Genomic DNA, 14911 nt, shown 5'->3' on the forward strand with positions numbered 1-14911 from the left:
TAATACGGTGTTACAGAGATGATTGTTGAAAGCCGCCATTGTCCGCCCGGGGAGCGGAGCGCTCAGGTTAGTTTCTGTTGGTTGAGCCACTCCATGGCATCCATGAGATGCGTGAAGTATCTGATCTCCAGTGAGCCGGGGCTGCGCTTCTTATCCGCAGGCATGGGCGCGTCTGGGGGCAGCACGTGGGCAATGCAGCGCACGGCCGAGGCATCTTTTACATTCTTGTCCCACTCGCTCCAGGTCAGGTAGGCCAGGTAGGCAGCTGGCGCCTGAAAAAAGTCCTGCACATCGTTTATGATGGAGCGGCAGGGGAATTGCCGGAGCATCTGCAGAATGCCTTTCTCCACTTCCTCGATGCTCTCTTCGGTGGCGGTTCCTTTCCAGATGATGTTGAGCATTTTCCGGTCGGCCAGGTAGCGCAGCGTGCAGTAGCGCTGGCCCAGGCTGTTCTGGTAATGTTTGTATGGCTTTCGAATGGTTCTCATAAAGTAGACGGCTTTATGTACTTATCGGCTGCGCGGCTTAGATGTTGCAGCGCGGTGTCAATAGCTGCGCCGGACGGGGTGTTTACGGGGCGCGCAGCCGGGGCGGGAAACACAGGTTGTGCAAATTTTTTGCCGCTGTGGAGGAACTGGCCTGGTTTAATAATGTTATATTGCATCGTGCATTACGCTGTCAAAAATATTCTGCTCGCGCTCTCGCTCTTTTTTGCTTTCTACGGATTGCAGACCCAGGCGGCGTTCGAGCTGCAGGCGCAGGCCGTTCAGGTAAAGACGGCGGAGGGCGATCTGTCGCGCTTCGACAAAGGCGAGCTCGAGCAGGGCATGCGCCTGCTGCAGCCCGAAGAGCAGCTACGGGTATGGCAGCCAAGTCCGCCGGCACCGCTTAAGCAGTCCTCTTCGGGGTCGGCAGCCTTGGTGTGGGCGCAGGAGCTCCGCCTACAGTTGCAGGTGGCCGATTACCTGCACCGGGCCCGGCAGTTCAGTCCCGGCCTCCGCATTCGCGACATCATTTTCCCTTTCCACTACTTCTGGTAGTTCCTTTTCTTTTTAATGCCAGGCAGGGCACAGGCCCCGCTTTTCAGCAAGAGCAGGTATAGAGCGGGCTGGCACCGGCAGGAATACCTGTACCAATCATTGTAGCATCATCATTAAAAAGAAAAGAAAATGGATACTTCCACCATTGTACTGGGCATATTGTCTATGGCCCTCTTCGTTATTCCTATTTATTACATACAGCACAAACAAAAGTCGAATGCAAACAAGGCCAAGCAGCCATTTATGGAAGCGGCCAGCCGCCACGGGCTGCAACTGGGGCAGCATGATTTCTGGAACGAGCAATACGGCATCGGGCTGGATGAGACGAACAACCGCCTCTTTTTCTGGCACCTCGACGGCCAGAAGACGCAGGCAGAAGTGATCGACCTGGATACGGTGAAGCAGTGCTCCCTGGAGAACCTGCACCGCGACGTGAACGGCAACCGCATCATCGACACGATCGGTTTGCGCCTGTCGGTAAGCGGCGGCAAAGCCAGCAACCTCTACCTGCCTTTCTACGACAAGGAGGGCAGCATGATGCTGAGCGGTGAGCTGCAGCTGGCCGAGAAATGGCAGGGCATCATCAAGCAGCGCCTGGTAAGCAAGCAGGCAATGCCGGTATAACCCAAAGGCAGCCTGATCCCATAGCAGGTTGCTGCCAGAAGAGTCGGTTTGGGAAGGGATGCACCGTGCGAGGCGGTGTGACCTTTCCGGACTGGCTCTTTTTTTATGGAGGTATCTCTTCCCCCAAGCTCGGGGCAGTGCTTTACCAGGTATAGGTCAGCTTGGTGTCGAAGCGGCCCTCGCTAATGGTCATGGTTTTGGTGCCGTCGGTGTAGTGGTTCAGCTTGCCCTCAAACTGCCCGGACACAATGTGTTTGACGGTATCGAGCCTTGTGACGTGGAGGGTGAGCTGCGCGTCGTTGACGAGGTGGTAGAAATCGTTCTGGCTCATGTTGACCTCCAGCGCCGCCATATCGCCGTGGGCGGGCGTGAGGGTATAGATGCCGGGCTGGCTCACGTCTTTTGCGCTGAAGGAGAAGCTCTGGGAGATGTACTTTTTCTCGTCTTTGAAGCTGTAGTGGTACTCAGCCCGGACAAAGAGACTACGGGTGCCGTCGGGATTTTTGTGCAGGCGGGCATCCACGAAATTATCCACGCAATCGAAGAAGTTACAGATGTCGCCGTGGTTGACCCATACCTTGCCGTTGGCCTTGAAGCCCAGTGTGTTGCGGCCTTCCTGCGTGATGGGCGGCAGGTTGAACTCAGGCTCCTTGTCGCAGGAGCCTAGACCGGTGCAAAGGGCTATACCTAGCAGCAACAGCGTGACAGACCGCATGCGGCCATACCGGAATGGGAGCGTCTTCATGTGAGGCGATTTAAGGCTGCAAGGTATGGAAAAGTCGGTGTTCTGCAAATGGGTTGTGGCGGGCTCGCTCAGTCGCTGCGCTTCTGCTTTTTCTCTTTTTTGCGGTAACCTGTTTCTTTGCCATAGAGGCGGCTGAGCGGTGTGGCGCTTAAGCCATGAGCCAGTACAGAGGCGAAGATCACAAGGCTGACCACATCCCACACCAGCGGCTCCTGCAAACGGTGCTCGGCCATGGAGCCATAGTAGATGGCGGCAACGGCAACCGGCCCGAACCAACCCAGAAACAGTGCGTCTTTCTTGCTTTGCAGCGCAGGCAGAAACGGCTTGAGGAGCAAAAGCACCGGAGGGCGCCGCAGCAGCAGGATCAGCAAAACCAGCACGATGCCGCTCCAGCCAAGCGCCGCCCATCCCGCCCAGGGTATGGCTACACCTAGTAAGGTGAAAATAGGGTAGGAGAAGAAACGGTTCACTGCCTCCTGGCCTTTTTCCTCCTCGCCCCGGTCGCCCTCGTCTACTACCTGCACAAATGCTGCCGCAGCGGCAAACACAATAAGCAGCTCGTCGCTCTTGATGAGCTTTCCGCCTCCCACTGCCACCAGCGAGAGCGCTACGGTATACACCAGGCGCCACTCCTCCTGTATCAAATTGCGCTTTTCGGCGGCCTGCAGCAGCTTGCCGGCTACATAACCCAGCAGCAGGCCAAACAGGGTAGCCGCCACCACCTCCCAGAGCAGTGTGGTGGTGAGCCAGTGCGAGAGGGCTTTGTCGCGGACCATGGTGAGCATGAGCAGTGGCAAAAGCACAAACAGGTAGCTCAGGCCGTCGTTGGCACCAGACTCAAAGGAAATGGTATGGCGGAGCCGGTCGGGGAGGTTTTTTTTGGCGACCGGACCTGTTACGATCGGGCTGGCTGCAATGGGGTCGGTGGGCGCTAAAATAGCGCCAATGAGGGCCGACAGCCAGAAAGGAAGGCCGAGTACCAGGTATATGAGCGCCGTGCTGATGGCCCACATCAGCAGCATACCTCCTGTGATCAGGACGAGCAGCTGCCGCCAGTTTTGACGCGGAAATTTTTTCGGTATGCGCAGGGCCACACCCATCAGCCCGATGCCCAGTGTAAGGCGGGCGGACACTTCCAGAATGGTAGACTTTTCGCCGTATTCAGTCAGGTCGATGACATCGAGTACTTCGGGGCCCAGCAAAATGCCGATCAGCAGGGCGATGACCGTAGCCGGTACCGGGCTTTTCTCCAGCCACCTGGAGCTCAGGCCGATCAGCAGGACCATGGCGCCCAGTATGGTGAGTACAGTGTTCAGATCTTCTTTTCCCATAGTACAGATGGTATAGCGTTAAGCTAAACACCATACGGCGGTGGGGGTAAAGGGATATGGAGGGAGGAATGCGCTGACGAAAGGGCGGCACGTCTGGCAGCTGGTAACTGCCTTATGGGTTGCCAGGGCTGCTGTCTGTACGAAACGGCGTGCGCCAGCGGTGTGGTGGTATGGAAGCTGCAGCTTTGGGTGGTAACTTAGTCCTGAAAATACCTTGCCCATGAAGAAATTACTTTATGTCGCGCTTGCCTTAAGTGCCACTGCCTGCTCCCCGGACCATAACCTGGAAGACGCCCTTTACCGTGTAGCTGAAGCCGGTGCCACGGTGGTGATCGACTCGCTGCACCACACAGCCAATAAGGAACTCGAACGCTATACCGGCATCGACTCGCTGACCAGCAGGATTGGTGCGATGGATACGATCAATGTGGAACGTGAAGTAGAACGGGAGGTGAAGCGCAGGATTATCGAAGAGCTTTCCAGATAAAGGGGAGCTATAGGTATAGCTGGCAGTTTGGTTATACCTATACCTGGCGTAGCTTCAGCTTGTCTGAATCTTGACTTATCCTGTTTTATAGCTTGCCCTGGCCGGGCGGGCCCTACTTTTTGTCTTGACACAAAAAGTAGGCAAAAAAGTCAAGACCCTCCAAATCGAGGGCCCCTACCCCCACTCGCTGAACGCTCGAACAGTGGAGTGTCATTTGGTGCACCTGGCTAAGGCTGTTTGTTGCATAGCGTAAGGGGCAAGTTAGTCTTTCGATGTGTGCCAATGGTGCGACGCACACTAAATGACTTATACCTGAAACTGGTAATGCCTCAAATTCCCCTCTTGAGAGGGGCGGGGGAGCTTATGAAAATTTGGGGAGAAAGTATAGGAGAAACGCTATAAATGTGAGCAGCACGTTTTTAGTTTATCACAGCAACACACCATAGCCTGGGCAGGAACAAAAAAGCCTGGCGCCCTTGGGGGCCAGGCTTTTTTTACCGGGAAATTATCTGTTCTACGGCATGCCGTTATGTAACGTTCAGTCGCGTCAGTGTATGCTGCTTAATCGTTCCTGTCCCTTGCAACAGTCGTGATGTTATTGTTGGCATCAATGGCTATATCGTATTCGTAACACTCGTTCATCGGTACGTTCTCCACGTACTCCACCTTGTCTACCGTTACGGTGAAGGTAACCGAGCCTGCATTGTAGCTTCTGAAATCTGAGGCCGCGCCTTTGGGTACATTGTTTAGGTTCTCGGTATTGCCACCGGATGTTTTAATCTGCACACTCGCTACATCGGTACCATTGTTGATGATCCTCGCTCTCGGCTTCTCTCCGTCACATTTGTCACAGCTACTCATTGTTACTACAAACAGCAGCAACAGCATCAATAAAGGGATTCGTTTCATGAAATAATTTGATATAGATTTCCTACTCCTGTGGTTTTTCGGCCTTACCCCGTTTTTTTCTGTGATAACTGGTCTTCACACTAAAAATGCAATCTGCACATAGTCCAAAAAATGCTTTAAGTAAGATGATTTATGAAATTTCATCCTATAAGCACAAATTAAGGACCTGATTGCAAATTATGCGCTTAAACATAAGCTATGTGGGTTTCAAATACAAGCCAGTGCAAGGGAATTGTTTTGCTAATTGCATCAGGAAAATGCAATAATGCAAAAATATAAGGCTTTATCTATATAGATGGGTTTTTACTGTTTAAGCTGGTAGCTGTCAGAGGGATGTATTGATTATGATGGCCATCTCATTTATGCAGGATCATTGGCCTGAGTTGACAACACTTTACGGAGCTTGCTTATCCCAACAGTATCTATCTCTTCCCCTTCCCCACATACCGCACGCAGTTGTGCAATGATGTTCGAATCATTGAGGAACATACGGTCTTTGTACACTCCGCCCTGAAAGAAACGGCAATACAAGCGATCATCACTGATGAAAGTAAGTACTACCAAATCGCACTCGCAAGAATCAAGTTTATTTAAAAATTCAACTAATTCATTCATGCCTTCGAGACAGTATAGGGGTTAATTTCCTTTACGCAGGAAAGAGCAACAATAATAATATGTCCTTAATTTAAAGTATAAATAATTACAGTCTCCTGAATGGCAAATATAGTAAACAGCAAATTATAAGGGATAGAGTGAAAGGTCATAATTTGTATTAGTCGTACATGCTTCTATCGGCCAACCACTATCTATAACAGTAGGTATAGTATTAAGATGCAGTGTATGAATAACTTACAACGAATCTGCTCTGCCGTATATAGCAACTATATATGATAAAATCTGTATAAAGTATAATTTACTTTGTTCAACTTTACAGAATTATTATATGGCAGAATTACTCGAGTCGCTGCGGAGTTATATATCCCCAGACCTCATCTCAAGAACCAGCAGAGAGTTAGGCGAGAGCGAGCCTGCTACTGCAAAAGCCTTTGGCGGCGTCATCCCCACTGTGTTGGCCGGATTAGTTAGCCGCACCTCCGAGCCAGGTGTGATGAGCTCTATCTATAACATGATCCGGGGTAGCGACAGGAATTTGCTGTCAAATTGGGGCAATACCGTGCCGGGTGCGCCTGATGCTGCAGCGCCAGTTGGTCATCAGTTCCTCTCGCAAATATTTGGCAATAACGTGGATCGGGTGAACGACGGCATAAGCAATTTCGCAGGTATAAAGTCTTCGTCCGTTTCTGCTATACTTGCTTATGTGGCCCCGTTAGTATTGGGCTTTCTCGGGAAAAAGACGCACGATGATGAACTGGACGAGGCCGGGCTGAGCAGCTATCTGAACAGCCAGAAAGCAGGAATCATGAGCGCGCTCCCTCCCGGGCTGGGCAGTATGCTGGGTTTAGGCGGATTAGGCGCCGCCGCCGCTGCCGCTGCACCTCACATCGAAAGACCCAGCGCCGCACCCGCAGCCGCCGCAGCTACCGAGCGGGTGCACCATACCCCGGTGGAGCCTCGCAAAAAGACAAACTGGCTCTGGCCATTGCTGGCTATTGCGGCCCTGTTGCTGCTTATTTTCGGGCTCCGCAATTGCAACGACGATGCAGAGAACGTTACCACAGAGCCAACCACCACCACGGTGCCTCCTGCTACCACCGAAGAACCAATGCAGACAAGGCAATCTGACGCTAACTTTACCGAGCGGGAAATTCCGGGAGGCGTAGTGCTGAACATCCCGCCCGATGGCATTGAAAGCAAACTGGTGGCATTTATTGAAGACAAGAGTAAAGTGCCGGATAAGACCACCTGGTTCAGTTTCGACCGCTTGCATTTTGAGACCGGAAGTGCCCGCATCCAACCGGAGTCGCAGGAGCAGATCGACAACATTGTCAAGATACTGCAGGCCTATCCGAATGTCAACATCAAGATCGGCGGCTATACGGATAACGTGGGCCAGCCGGCGGCCAATCTCAAACTCTCACAAAGCAGGGCAGAGGCTGTGCGAAATGCCATACAACAACAAGGCATAGCAGCCAACCGGCTGGAGGCCGAAGGGTATGGCGAGCAGCACCCCGTTGCAGACAATACAACGGAAGAAGGCCGTGCACAGAACCGGCGCATTGATGTACTGGTCACCAAAAAGTAACAACCGGAAGTATTCACCACACCACGTTTAACTAAATAAGAACAGACAGGGAAGCCACGAAGCTTTCCTGTCTGTTCTTTTCTGTGCCAAAGCATGGGGGAGCACCGTGTCAATTTATTGCCAACCTCAACGGGCAATACGCGTTAGGGGTAAACAAACATCCCCAACCACCCTGTAGTGTACAAAGCCATGAAGTCACACGATTATAAAGAGCGCATTATCTCCACCTTTATTGAACAGGTAAAAGAGTACGCCATTTTCGCGATGGATACCAACGGCATTATTGAAACCTGGAACGAGGGAGCAGAACGACTCAAAGGTTATACCGAATCGGAGGTAGTCGGCAAATACTATGGCATGCTGTTCACGGAGGAAGATCAGCGCAATGGCGCCCCCGATCAGGAACTGGAAGCGGCTAAAACGCAGGAGTACTTTGTGGGGGAGGGCTGGCGACGCAAAAAAGACGGCGCACACTTCTGGGCCAATGTTACGCTCACACCCATTTACAACGACCGGAACGAGCTGATCGGTCTGACCAAAGTGACCCGCGACCTGAGCGACCGCCGGCAGGCAGAAGAGTCGTTGCGTAAAAAGCACGACGAACTGGAGGCGACCAACCGCGACCTCGACAATTTTATTTACACCGCCTCCCACGACCTCAAGGCCCCCATTCTCAACATCGACGGCCTGCTCCAGCGACTCGACACTTACCTGGAGCAAAAGGGCATGGCCGACGAGGAATTGAGCGAACTCATACAACACATCCAAACTTCGGTGAACCGCTTCAAAAGCACCATCGAGGACCTCACCACCATTAGTCGCCTGCAGCGCAGCATCGAAACCGAGCGCAACGCGGAGCACGTGCTCGTAGAGCCAGTGTTTGAAGACATCATGGCCGATGTCAATTTTCTATTTGCAGCGTTTGAGTTTCCGTGCGAGGTGCAGCACAACTTCGAGGTGAAATCCCTGCGGTTCTCCCGCAAGAACTTCCGCAGCATTTTATACAACCTGGTCAGCAACGCCATCAAATACCGCTCACAGGACTGCGACTGCAGGATCATGGTGAGCACACACCGCGAAGGCGATTGGGTGGTACTCTCGGTGAAGGACAACGGGCTGGGCATCTCGCCCGAAAATCAGAAAAACCTGTTTACCATGTTCAAACGCTTCCACGACCACGTGGATGGCTCAGGTATAGGGCTTTACATCATCAAGCGCATCATCGACAATGCGCAGGGCAAAATCGAAGTGAAAACCAAAGCTGGGGAAGGCTCCGAGTTCAAGGTATACCTGAAAGCCTAGCGCGCTCCGGCTATTTGGACAGAAAGTCGATCAGGCGCTGCTTGGTCAGGGGTTTGCCCATGTAGGTGACAAAATCGATCGCGTCCAGTTTCTCCAGATCGCGCGGGTTGTTGGAGGTGGTCAGCACCGTTACCAGGCTGGGGTAGAGGGTTGGGTAGTTGTTCTTCTCGTAATACTCCAGAAACTTAAAGCCGTCTACCACCGGCATGTTCAGGTCCACAAAGATGGCATAAGGCACCGCGTTCACTGCTAGGGCCCGCTCCAAAAACTCCAGCCCCGTTTTTCCATTCTCGCAGGTAACGATCTCAAAGCCCCTGTTCAGATCCTTGATGAGGGACCTGTGCAGAAAATTCGTCACGCTGTCGTCGTCAATCAACAAAATGTAAGGCCCTTTGGGTATCGCAGTCATCGTATAAAATTTGTATTTATGGCAAAAATACGTACAATATAATACGGATCACGGAAGGCGCAAAGTTTTTTCTACTCCTGGCTGATCAGCAATGCGATGTAGGCTACATAGAGTAAGAGCAGTACGCCGCCTTCCCAACGCGCCAGTTGCCTGCCTTTGCCCACGAAAATAAAGATGAATAACAGCAGACAGGCCCCGATGTTCATGAAAATATCGGTAAAAGAGGCCGGGTTGACCTGCACTGGCGTCACGACCGTGGATACGCCCAAAATGAAGAAAATGTTGAAGATGTTGGAGCCTACCACGTTGCCGATGGCAATATCGGGGTTGCGTTTGCGCACCGCCACCACCGACGTCGCCAGTTCGGGCAGCGAAGTGCCCACCGACACGATGGTCAGGCCGATGATGCGCTCGGATAGGCCAAAAGCCTGCGCGATGTTCACGGCGCCCGTCACGATCAGCCTGCCACCCAGTATGAGCCCGCCCAAACCAAGCGCGATAAAGAAGATGGCCTGCAGGTAGGTATAATCCTTTGTTTCGCTTTCTTCATCGTCTTCGTTGCCGCCCAGCGCAATGACGATGTTATACACCAGGAAAATGGCGAAGAATAGCAGCAGAATGAGTCCGTCTGAGCGGGAAATGAGGTTAGCAGAGGCGGCGTCGAAAAACACGTCGTTGGCTACGAACAGCACCGCGATGGCAGCCAGAAAACTGAGCGGTATTTCGAGCCAGGTGGTGTTGCGCTTCACCGTGAGCGGATAGATCAGGGCGCAAACACCCAGAATGGCCAGACCGTTGAACAGGTTACTTCCGATCACGTTGCCCAGCACAATATCGGTGTTGTTGTTGGCTGCGGCAAACACGTTCACGACCAGCTCTGGCGCTGAGGTGCCAAAGGCCACAATGGTCAGGCCGATGACGATGCTCGGGATGCCCAGTTTTTTTGCCAGGCTGGAGGCAGCACTAACCAGCTTGTCGGCCCCGAAGATGAGGGCCACAAAGCCTCCTAAGAGTAAGAGAATATTCAGCATGCCGGTAGGTTTAGCACAGGTTTGTGATAAAGTAAAGAGAGATAAGCCAGGTAACGTAATTTTAGCGTAAAGTTTTCAGGCCCATGCTGCCCAGGTAAGAGCCGGCCGCCATGATGAGGCATGAGATAATAACTCCCATACTGACTGCCAGAAAGGCCCTGCCGCGTTTGATGTTGAGAAGGTAGGCGGCAATAGTGCCCATGTAGGCGCCGGTGCCAGGCAGCGGAATCATCACGAAGACCATCAGTCCCCAGAATCCGTACTTCTGCACCTCGGAGCCAACACCTTTTTTGGCGCGCCGGCCCAGCTTCACCACACCTTTCTTGTAGACCCGGTTCGGCCAGAGCTTCTTGCTGAAAGCTTCGATCAGCCAGGCCAGCAGTGGGAAAATAAGCAGGTTGCCGATCAGCCCCACCACAAAGGCCCAGAACACAGGCATGTCGTTCAGCACGGCGTAGGGAATGCCCGCACGCGCCTCCCCAAAAGGGGAGATGCTAAGCAGGAACGTATAAATCAGTATTTCTAACATGGTCATCAGGCCGGGTATGGCCGCCATTTAACGTTGTAATCTTGTCTTTTCGTGTAAAACGGCCTGCAAAGGTACGCTAAACCGTCACATGTTTTTCTTCTTCTTTCACCAGTTCCGGATTTGTTGTCTCTACCAGGCCTGATTCGGGCTGCAGTTCGAACTCGCCTTCCCAGCGGGCTACCACCGCGGTGGCCAGGCAGTTGCCTGTCACGTTAATGGAAGTGCGGGCCATGTCCATCAGCTCGTCGATACCCAGGATGGCAAACAGCGGCCACACCGGCAGGTTGAACGAGGCAACCGTGCCGAGCAGGATCACGAGGGAGGCACGCGGCACGCCGGCCACGCCTTTGCTGGTGAGCATGAGCGTGAACACCATCAGCAACTGCTGCTCCCAACTCAGGTCGATGCCGGCGGCCTGGGCCACAAATACAGCGGCCAGCGCCAGGTATAGCGTAGTGCCATCGAGGTTAAAGCTGTAACCGGTTGGCATGACAAAGGCCACAATGCGGCGCGGTACCCCCAGTTTCTCCATTTCCTCCATGGCACGCGGCAGGGCCGCCTCCGAGCTGGTCGTAGCAAAGGCAATCGACACCGGACCCGAAATCGCCTTCAGGAAACGCACGACCGGAATGCGGGCAATAAGGGCAACCGGCAGCAGTACCAGCAGCACAAAGGCCAGCAGCGCCACATAGAGCGTGGCCAGCAACTGGAACAGATTCACCAAAATACCAAAGCCCATGTGGCCCACGGTATAGGCGATGGCCGCACCCACGCCAACCGGCGCAAAGTACATGATGATGTTGGTGAACTTGAACATGGTCTCAGACAGGCTCTCGCAGAAGTCGAGCATAGGCTTGCGCTTGTGCTCCGACACCATGGCCAGTCCAATGGCAAAGATCACACTGAACACCACGATCTGCAGCACCTGCCCCTCGGCCACGGACTTGGCAATGTTTTCCGGGAACACGTGTAGGATGATGTCGGCCCAGGTCTGTTTGGCAGGTGCCTGTATCTCCTCGGTCTCGGCTATACCTGTCATGTCGATGCCCTCGCCGGCCTTGCTGATATTAATGGCGGCCAGGCCGATGAACAGGGCCAGCGTGGTCACGATCTCAAAGTAAAGGATCGCTTTCCAGCCCATGCTGCCGATCTGCTTCAGGTTGGCGTGCCCGGCTATACCTACCACCAGGGTGGCGAAGATGAGCGGCGCAATGATGGTTTTGATGAGCTTGAGGAACACCTTGCTGAGCACGTTGAGGTGCTGGGCAACCTGCGGAAAGTCATAGCCGATCTGGGCGCCCACCACCATGCTAATCAGGATCCAGGTGGTGAGGTTTCGCTTTTGCAGACCGTAGAGCAGCAGCACGCCCGTGCCAGCCCAGCGGGTGGTGGTGAGCACTTCGGTGGACAGCGCAATAATTTCGTATTGCTGAAGCACCGTGAGGAGGGCGGCAATGCTGATGCAGATCAGGGTTGCCAGTGGCAGAATGGCCTTGTTCATAAGTGTAGTTGTCTGAAAGCTTAATTGTTTTGTTTGATCTGAGGAGGGCTTTTCTTCGAGAGCCAGTTTTTAAGGGCGGCCACCACTGGCGGCGCCATCGACAGCACGATAATGGCCAGGATAAGAAGCGAGAAGTGGCGTTTGACTGCCGGCAGGTTACCAAAGAGGTAGCCCATGAGCATAAAGAACACCACCCACATCAGCGCGCCTACCACATTGAAGCTGAAGAAGCGCCTGTAATTCATCTTACCCACCCCGGCCACGAAAGGGGCGAAGGTGCGGATGATGGGCACAAAGCGCGCATAGATGATGGTGCGTCCGCCGTACTTTTCGTAGAAGCGCTGGGTCTGGTCGATATGGGTGCGGCGCAGAAACCAGAAGTCGCGCAGGTAAATGCGACTTCCGATTTTGCTCCCCACATAGTAATTGAATGAATCGCCCAGGATGGCGGCCACGATCAGCAGGGCCATGACCAGCAGCAGGTTGAGGCCCGAGGCAGGTATGGCGGTCAGCGCCCCCAGCGCAAAAAGCAGCGAGTCGCCTGGCAGAAAGGGTGTGACGACCAGGCCGGTTTCGCAGAACACGATGACGAACAGGATGAGGTAGATCCACTGCTCATAGTCCTGCACCAGTTGTACCAGGTGCTGGTCGATGTGCAGAACGAAATCGATCAGGTAATACAGGATATCCATCTAAAAGGAAGCGCTAGAGGTGGCGGGCAAGCCTGCTATTTTTTCTGATCCTTGTCCTGCACCGACTTGTCGAGCTCGCTTTTGATCTCGTTGGTGGCGTCTTTAAACTCCCGTATGCCACGACCCAGTCCGCGGGCCAGTTCAGGTATGCGCTTGGCGCCAAACAGGAGCAAAATGGCGAATATGATAATGGTTACTTCGGCGCCTCCAAGGCTGCCAACAAATGCGAAAATTCCGATACCGTTCATAAATGGATAGGATTGAAGTCAGTTTTAAAAAAAACAGTAAATGCCCTTTTGCACTGCCAAAACAGACAAGAAGGGCTGGTAGACCTACCAAAGGCAGGCTGCCGGAACTGCACAACAAACGCTGGCAGCTAATGGATCTTGAAATTGGGAAAGGCAGGTGACATAGCAGCGCTGGCTATACCTGCAGGCACCGGACATAGCAACAGAATAGGCTATTGGGCCGGCTTAAACGGAAAAGGGAAATGGCAGCCTAGGGGGCCTGGGGCTGGCTGGATGTATAGTAAAACTGACAGAAAAAACTATCGCCGGGTGCCCGTGCCGCATAGGGGGGCATCGCCTGGTGGCTGATGAAACGGACGGCGTGTGTTCGCGTAATGGTAGCCGCCGGTTGCAAACTGTAGGTAAGTGCATTGGTTGTGCCTTCCTGCGCCAGGTATAGCTCACCCGACTGCAGACCGGTCACAGACTTATCGCCGTGCGTTGGGTCCTGCTGCACTATCTCATCGAAGGAGCTCTGGGTTGAAGCCGTCGTGTCATGGGCATAGGCAACCGTGCTATGGAAAAGCAAGGCCCAGAGCAGCGCAAGCGACATCATGAAATGTCTCAGGAAGCAATATTTAGACGAAATAAAAGGCATAAGCCATCGCAAATATACTACTATTTGCAAGGATGCCAGTACACAGGAAAGTAAAATTTAAGGACCGGGCAGCTCCCGGGTATTTTTCATCAGCCAGCCCTTCAACCAAAAAGCCTGCTCCAGCGGAACAGGCCTTTCGTTAGGTATACACGATTACTTTTTGCTGGCCGCCAGTATTGGTTTGAATGGCCCGTACTTGTGTTGCTCCTCGCTAAATTGGTCGGTATAGGGACCAAAAGGGTGATCCATCGGCTTTTTGGAAATATCCGGCCAATCCTGGCTGATGTCTTTTTTCGGGCGTGGCATGGAGTTTACGAAAGCTGCCAGGTCCCAGGCTTCCTCGTCGGTGAGCATCGGGTTGCCGTAGGTGGCGCCCAGCGGCATGTTGGCTTTTACGTAGCGGGCGAAAGTAGACACCCGGTATAGCCCGGCACCATCGTTGTAGCTGTCGGCGCCCCAAAGCGGTGGGTAAACATACTCGGAACTGCCCTCGGGCTTCAGGCCCTGGCCCTGGTCGCCGTGGCATACCTGGCACTTCTGCACATACAGGGCCTTTCCCTGCACCGGACTGGCGGCCCGGTCGAGGTAGGCAATCTCGACCAGTCCTGCACCTTTTGGCGATTCGCCGGCAGCCACATTTTGTCCCACCCAGTTGATGTAGGCAACCATGGCTTGCATCTCGTTGGAGCCTGGTTCAGGAGCGGTGCCGTTGAGGCTGCGTTCAAAGCAATCGGAAACCCGCTTTACCTGATCTTCTTCGGTGCCGGAGCGGGCCCGGAATTTGGGGTAGGTGGCAGCTACCAGTGCATAATTGTTGCCAAAAGGCTTGGTGCCCGCATCAAGGTGGCAGTTTTGGCAGTTCATGCCATTGGCAATCTGCAGCACACTTCCCTCGGGGCCCAGGTATTGGGCTGTGTGCGCCACCAGTTCGCGGCCATACCGGATCTGATCCCCTTCGGGAGTAGCTGGCAGCGAGGCCAGCTGGGGTGCCTGCCACATGGCCTCTTCACTCTCTGGTGCAGGGCTGACCGGCGCGGATGAGGGTAAGTTGACTTCGGTGAGCACCGGCAAACTGATTTTAGCGCCAGTTATTTCCAGAAACATGACAAGGCCCAGCAAAAAGAGCACGGCGACAGCACTTAGCGCCACCACATTGGACATTCTCAGCAGAAAGCTGATCACTTCGTTCTCCTGATTCAGATTCATAAAAGCACAAAAGTTTA

18 protein-coding genes are annotated in these 14911 nt (G+C 53.5%); 5 read left to right on the top strand and 13 right to left on the bottom strand.

What is annotated here, in order from left to right; translation table 11 throughout:
• Positions 1 to 62: 62 nt before the first annotated feature.
• Positions 63 to 488: a hypothetical protein gene (locus tag BD749_RS00340; protein ID WP_101442401.1), complete on the bottom strand. Its 426-nt coding sequence runs from the start codon at positions 486 to 488 to the stop codon at positions 63 to 65.
• A 162-nt stretch (positions 489 to 650) separates the two neighbouring features.
• Between BD749_RS00340 and BD749_RS00345 the strand changes: the two genes are divergently transcribed.
• Positions 651 to 1040, top strand: a complete 390-nt coding sequence (locus tag BD749_RS00345; protein WP_101442402.1) for a hypothetical protein — start codon at positions 651 to 653, stop codon at positions 1038 to 1040.
• 129 nt (positions 1041 to 1169) lie between these two features.
• Positions 1170 to 1664: a hypothetical protein gene (locus BD749_RS00350; RefSeq protein ID WP_101442403.1), complete on the top strand. Its 495-nt coding sequence runs from the start codon at positions 1170 to 1172 to the stop codon at positions 1662 to 1664.
• Between the two features lie 142 nt (positions 1665 to 1806).
• On the opposite strand, the gene BD749_RS00355 is transcribed toward BD749_RS00350, so the two are convergent.
• Together BD749_RS00355 and BD749_RS00360 are read right to left on the bottom strand one after the other, a co-directional pair.
• Complete coding sequence (locus BD749_RS00355) at positions 1807 to 2409, bottom strand: hypothetical protein (protein ID WP_101442404.1); 603 nt, start codon at positions 2407 to 2409, stop codon at positions 1807 to 1809.
• 68 nt (positions 2410 to 2477) lie between these two features.
• The gene (locus tag BD749_RS00360) at positions 2478 to 3740 is read right to left on the bottom strand and encodes a cation:proton antiporter (RefSeq protein ID WP_101442405.1); all 1263 of its coding nucleotides are present in this window, start codon (positions 3738 to 3740) and stop codon (positions 2478 to 2480) included.
• Positions 3741 to 3960: 220 nt separating this feature from the next.
• Between BD749_RS00360 and BD749_RS00365 the strand changes: the two genes are divergently transcribed.
• Positions 3961 to 4227, top strand: coding sequence for a hypothetical protein (locus tag BD749_RS00365; protein WP_101442406.1), 267 nt, complete (start codon positions 3961 to 3963; stop codon positions 4225 to 4227).
• A gap of 561 nt (positions 4228 to 4788) precedes the next feature.
• Here BD749_RS00365 and BD749_RS00370 read toward each other — a convergent pair.
• Both BD749_RS00370 and BD749_RS00375 read right to left on the bottom strand, forming a co-directional pair.
• Entirely contained in the window at positions 4789 to 5136 is a 348-nt protein-coding gene (locus tag BD749_RS00370) for a hypothetical protein (RefSeq protein WP_143741201.1), read from the bottom strand.
• 360 nt (positions 5137 to 5496) lie between these two features.
• Positions 5497 to 5751 carry a hypothetical protein gene (locus tag BD749_RS00375; RefSeq protein WP_101442408.1) on the bottom strand — a complete coding sequence of 85 codons (255 nt, stop codon included), beginning with the start codon at positions 5749 to 5751 and terminating at the stop codon, positions 5497 to 5499.
• A gap of 328 nt (positions 5752 to 6079) precedes the next feature.
• On the opposite strand from BD749_RS00375, the gene BD749_RS00380 reads away from it, so the two are divergent.
• Positions 6080 to 7339, top strand: a complete 1260-nt coding sequence (locus tag BD749_RS00380; protein WP_101442409.1) for an OmpA family protein — start codon at positions 6080 to 6082, stop codon at positions 7337 to 7339.
• 189 nt (positions 7340 to 7528) lie between these two features.
• A complete protein-coding gene (locus tag BD749_RS00385; RefSeq protein ID WP_101443559.1) occupies positions 7529 to 8641 on the top strand; it encodes a sensor histidine kinase in 1113 nt (370 codons plus the stop codon).
• A 10-nt stretch (positions 8642 to 8651) separates the two neighbouring features.
• Here the strand turns inward: BD749_RS00385 and BD749_RS00390 are convergent, their stop codons facing one another.
• The 8 genes from BD749_RS00390 to BD749_RS00425 form a co-directional block, all read right to left on the bottom strand.
• Positions 8652 to 9050, bottom strand: coding sequence for a response regulator (locus BD749_RS00390; protein WP_101442410.1), 399 nt, complete (start codon positions 9048 to 9050; stop codon positions 8652 to 8654).
• 71 nt (positions 9051 to 9121) lie between these two features.
• Positions 9122 to 10081 (bottom strand): calcium/sodium antiporter, encoded by a 960-nt coding sequence (locus BD749_RS00395; protein ID WP_101442411.1) that lies wholly within the window; start codon positions 10079 to 10081, stop codon positions 9122 to 9124.
• A 61-nt stretch (positions 10082 to 10142) separates the two neighbouring features.
• Positions 10143 to 10637, bottom strand: coding sequence for a COG2426 family protein (locus BD749_RS00400; RefSeq protein WP_394341651.1), 495 nt, complete (start codon positions 10635 to 10637; stop codon positions 10143 to 10145).
• A gap of 49 nt (positions 10638 to 10686) precedes the next feature.
• On the bottom strand, positions 10687 to 12111 hold the full coding sequence (locus tag BD749_RS00405; protein ID WP_101442412.1) for a dicarboxylate/amino acid:cation symporter: 1425 nt from the start codon (positions 12109 to 12111) through the stop codon (positions 10687 to 10689).
• Positions 12112 to 12131: 20 nt separating this feature from the next.
• Positions 12132 to 12803 (bottom strand): DedA family protein, encoded by a 672-nt coding sequence (locus BD749_RS00410; RefSeq protein ID WP_101442413.1) that lies wholly within the window; start codon positions 12801 to 12803, stop codon positions 12132 to 12134.
• Between the two features lie 35 nt (positions 12804 to 12838).
• Positions 12839 to 13051, bottom strand: a complete 213-nt coding sequence (locus BD749_RS00415) for a Sec-independent protein translocase subunit TatA/TatB (protein ID WP_101442414.1) — start codon at positions 13049 to 13051, stop codon at positions 12839 to 12841.
• A 250-nt stretch (positions 13052 to 13301) separates the two neighbouring features.
• Positions 13302 to 13646 carry a hypothetical protein gene (locus BD749_RS00420; RefSeq protein ID WP_101442415.1) on the bottom strand — a complete coding sequence of 115 codons (345 nt, stop codon included), beginning with the start codon at positions 13644 to 13646 and terminating at the stop codon, positions 13302 to 13304.
• 195 nt (positions 13647 to 13841) lie between these two features.
• The gene (locus BD749_RS00425; protein ID WP_101442416.1) at positions 13842 to 14894 is read right to left on the bottom strand and encodes a c-type cytochrome; all 1053 of its coding nucleotides are present in this window, start codon (positions 14892 to 14894) and stop codon (positions 13842 to 13844) included.
• Positions 14895 to 14911 lie beyond the last annotated feature (17 nt).

The organism is Pontibacter ramchanderi (assembly GCF_002846395.1).
In the GTDB taxonomy this organism is placed as follows: domain Bacteria; phylum Bacteroidota; class Bacteroidia; order Cytophagales; family Hymenobacteraceae; genus Pontibacter; species Pontibacter ramchanderi.

Bases quoted from the DNA above. Each gene is read 5' to 3' on its own strand.
- BD749_RS00340 (WP_101442401.1), bottom strand. From the start codon at position 488: ATGAGAACCATTCGAAAGCCATACAAACATTACCAGAACAGCCTGGGC.
- BD749_RS00345 (WP_101442402.1), top strand. From the start codon at position 651: ATGTTATATTGCATCGTGCATTACGCTGTCAAAAATATTCTGCTCGCG.
- BD749_RS00350 (WP_101442403.1), top strand. From the start codon at position 1,170: ATGGATACTTCCACCATTGTACTGGGCATATTGTCTATGGCCCTCTTC.
- BD749_RS00355 (WP_101442404.1), bottom strand. From the start codon at position 2,409: ATGAAGACGCTCCCATTCCGGTATGGCCGCATGCGGTCTGTCACGCTG.
- BD749_RS00360 (WP_101442405.1), bottom strand. From the start codon at position 3,740: ATGGGAAAAGAAGATCTGAACACTGTACTCACCATACTGGGCGCCATG.
- BD749_RS00365 (WP_101442406.1), top strand. From the start codon at position 3,961: ATGAAGAAATTACTTTATGTCGCGCTTGCCTTAAGTGCCACTGCCTGC.
- BD749_RS00370 (WP_143741201.1), bottom strand. From the start codon at position 5,136: ATGAAACGAATCCCTTTATTGATGCTGTTGCTGCTGTTTGTAGTAACA.
- BD749_RS00375 (WP_101442408.1), bottom strand. From the start codon at position 5,751: ATGAATGAATTAGTTGAATTTTTAAATAAACTTGATTCTTGCGAGTGC.
- BD749_RS00380 (WP_101442409.1), top strand. From the start codon at position 6,080: ATGGCAGAATTACTCGAGTCGCTGCGGAGTTATATATCCCCAGACCTC.
- BD749_RS00385 (WP_101443559.1), top strand. From the start codon at position 7,529: ATGAAGTCACACGATTATAAAGAGCGCATTATCTCCACCTTTATTGAA.
- BD749_RS00390 (WP_101442410.1), bottom strand. From the start codon at position 9,050: ATGACTGCGATACCCAAAGGGCCTTACATTTTGTTGATTGACGACGAC.
- BD749_RS00395 (WP_101442411.1), bottom strand. From the start codon at position 10,081: ATGCTGAATATTCTCTTACTCTTAGGAGGCTTTGTGGCCCTCATCTTC.
- BD749_RS00400 (WP_394341651.1), bottom strand. From the start codon at position 10,637: ATGGCGGCCATACCCGGCCTGATGACCATGTTAGAAATACTGATTTAT.
- BD749_RS00405 (WP_101442412.1), bottom strand. From the start codon at position 12,111: ATGAACAAGGCCATTCTGCCACTGGCAACCCTGATCTGCATCAGCATT.
- BD749_RS00410 (WP_101442413.1), bottom strand. From the start codon at position 12,803: ATGGATATCCTGTATTACCTGATCGATTTCGTTCTGCACATCGACCAG.
- BD749_RS00415 (WP_101442414.1), bottom strand. From the start codon at position 13,051: ATGAACGGTATCGGAATTTTCGCATTTGTTGGCAGCCTTGGAGGCGCC.
- BD749_RS00420 (WP_101442415.1), bottom strand. From the start codon at position 13,646: ATGATGTCGCTTGCGCTGCTCTGGGCCTTGCTTTTCCATAGCACGGTT.
- BD749_RS00425 (WP_101442416.1), bottom strand. From the start codon at position 14,894: ATGAATCTGAATCAGGAGAACGAAGTGATCAGCTTTCTGCTGAGAATG.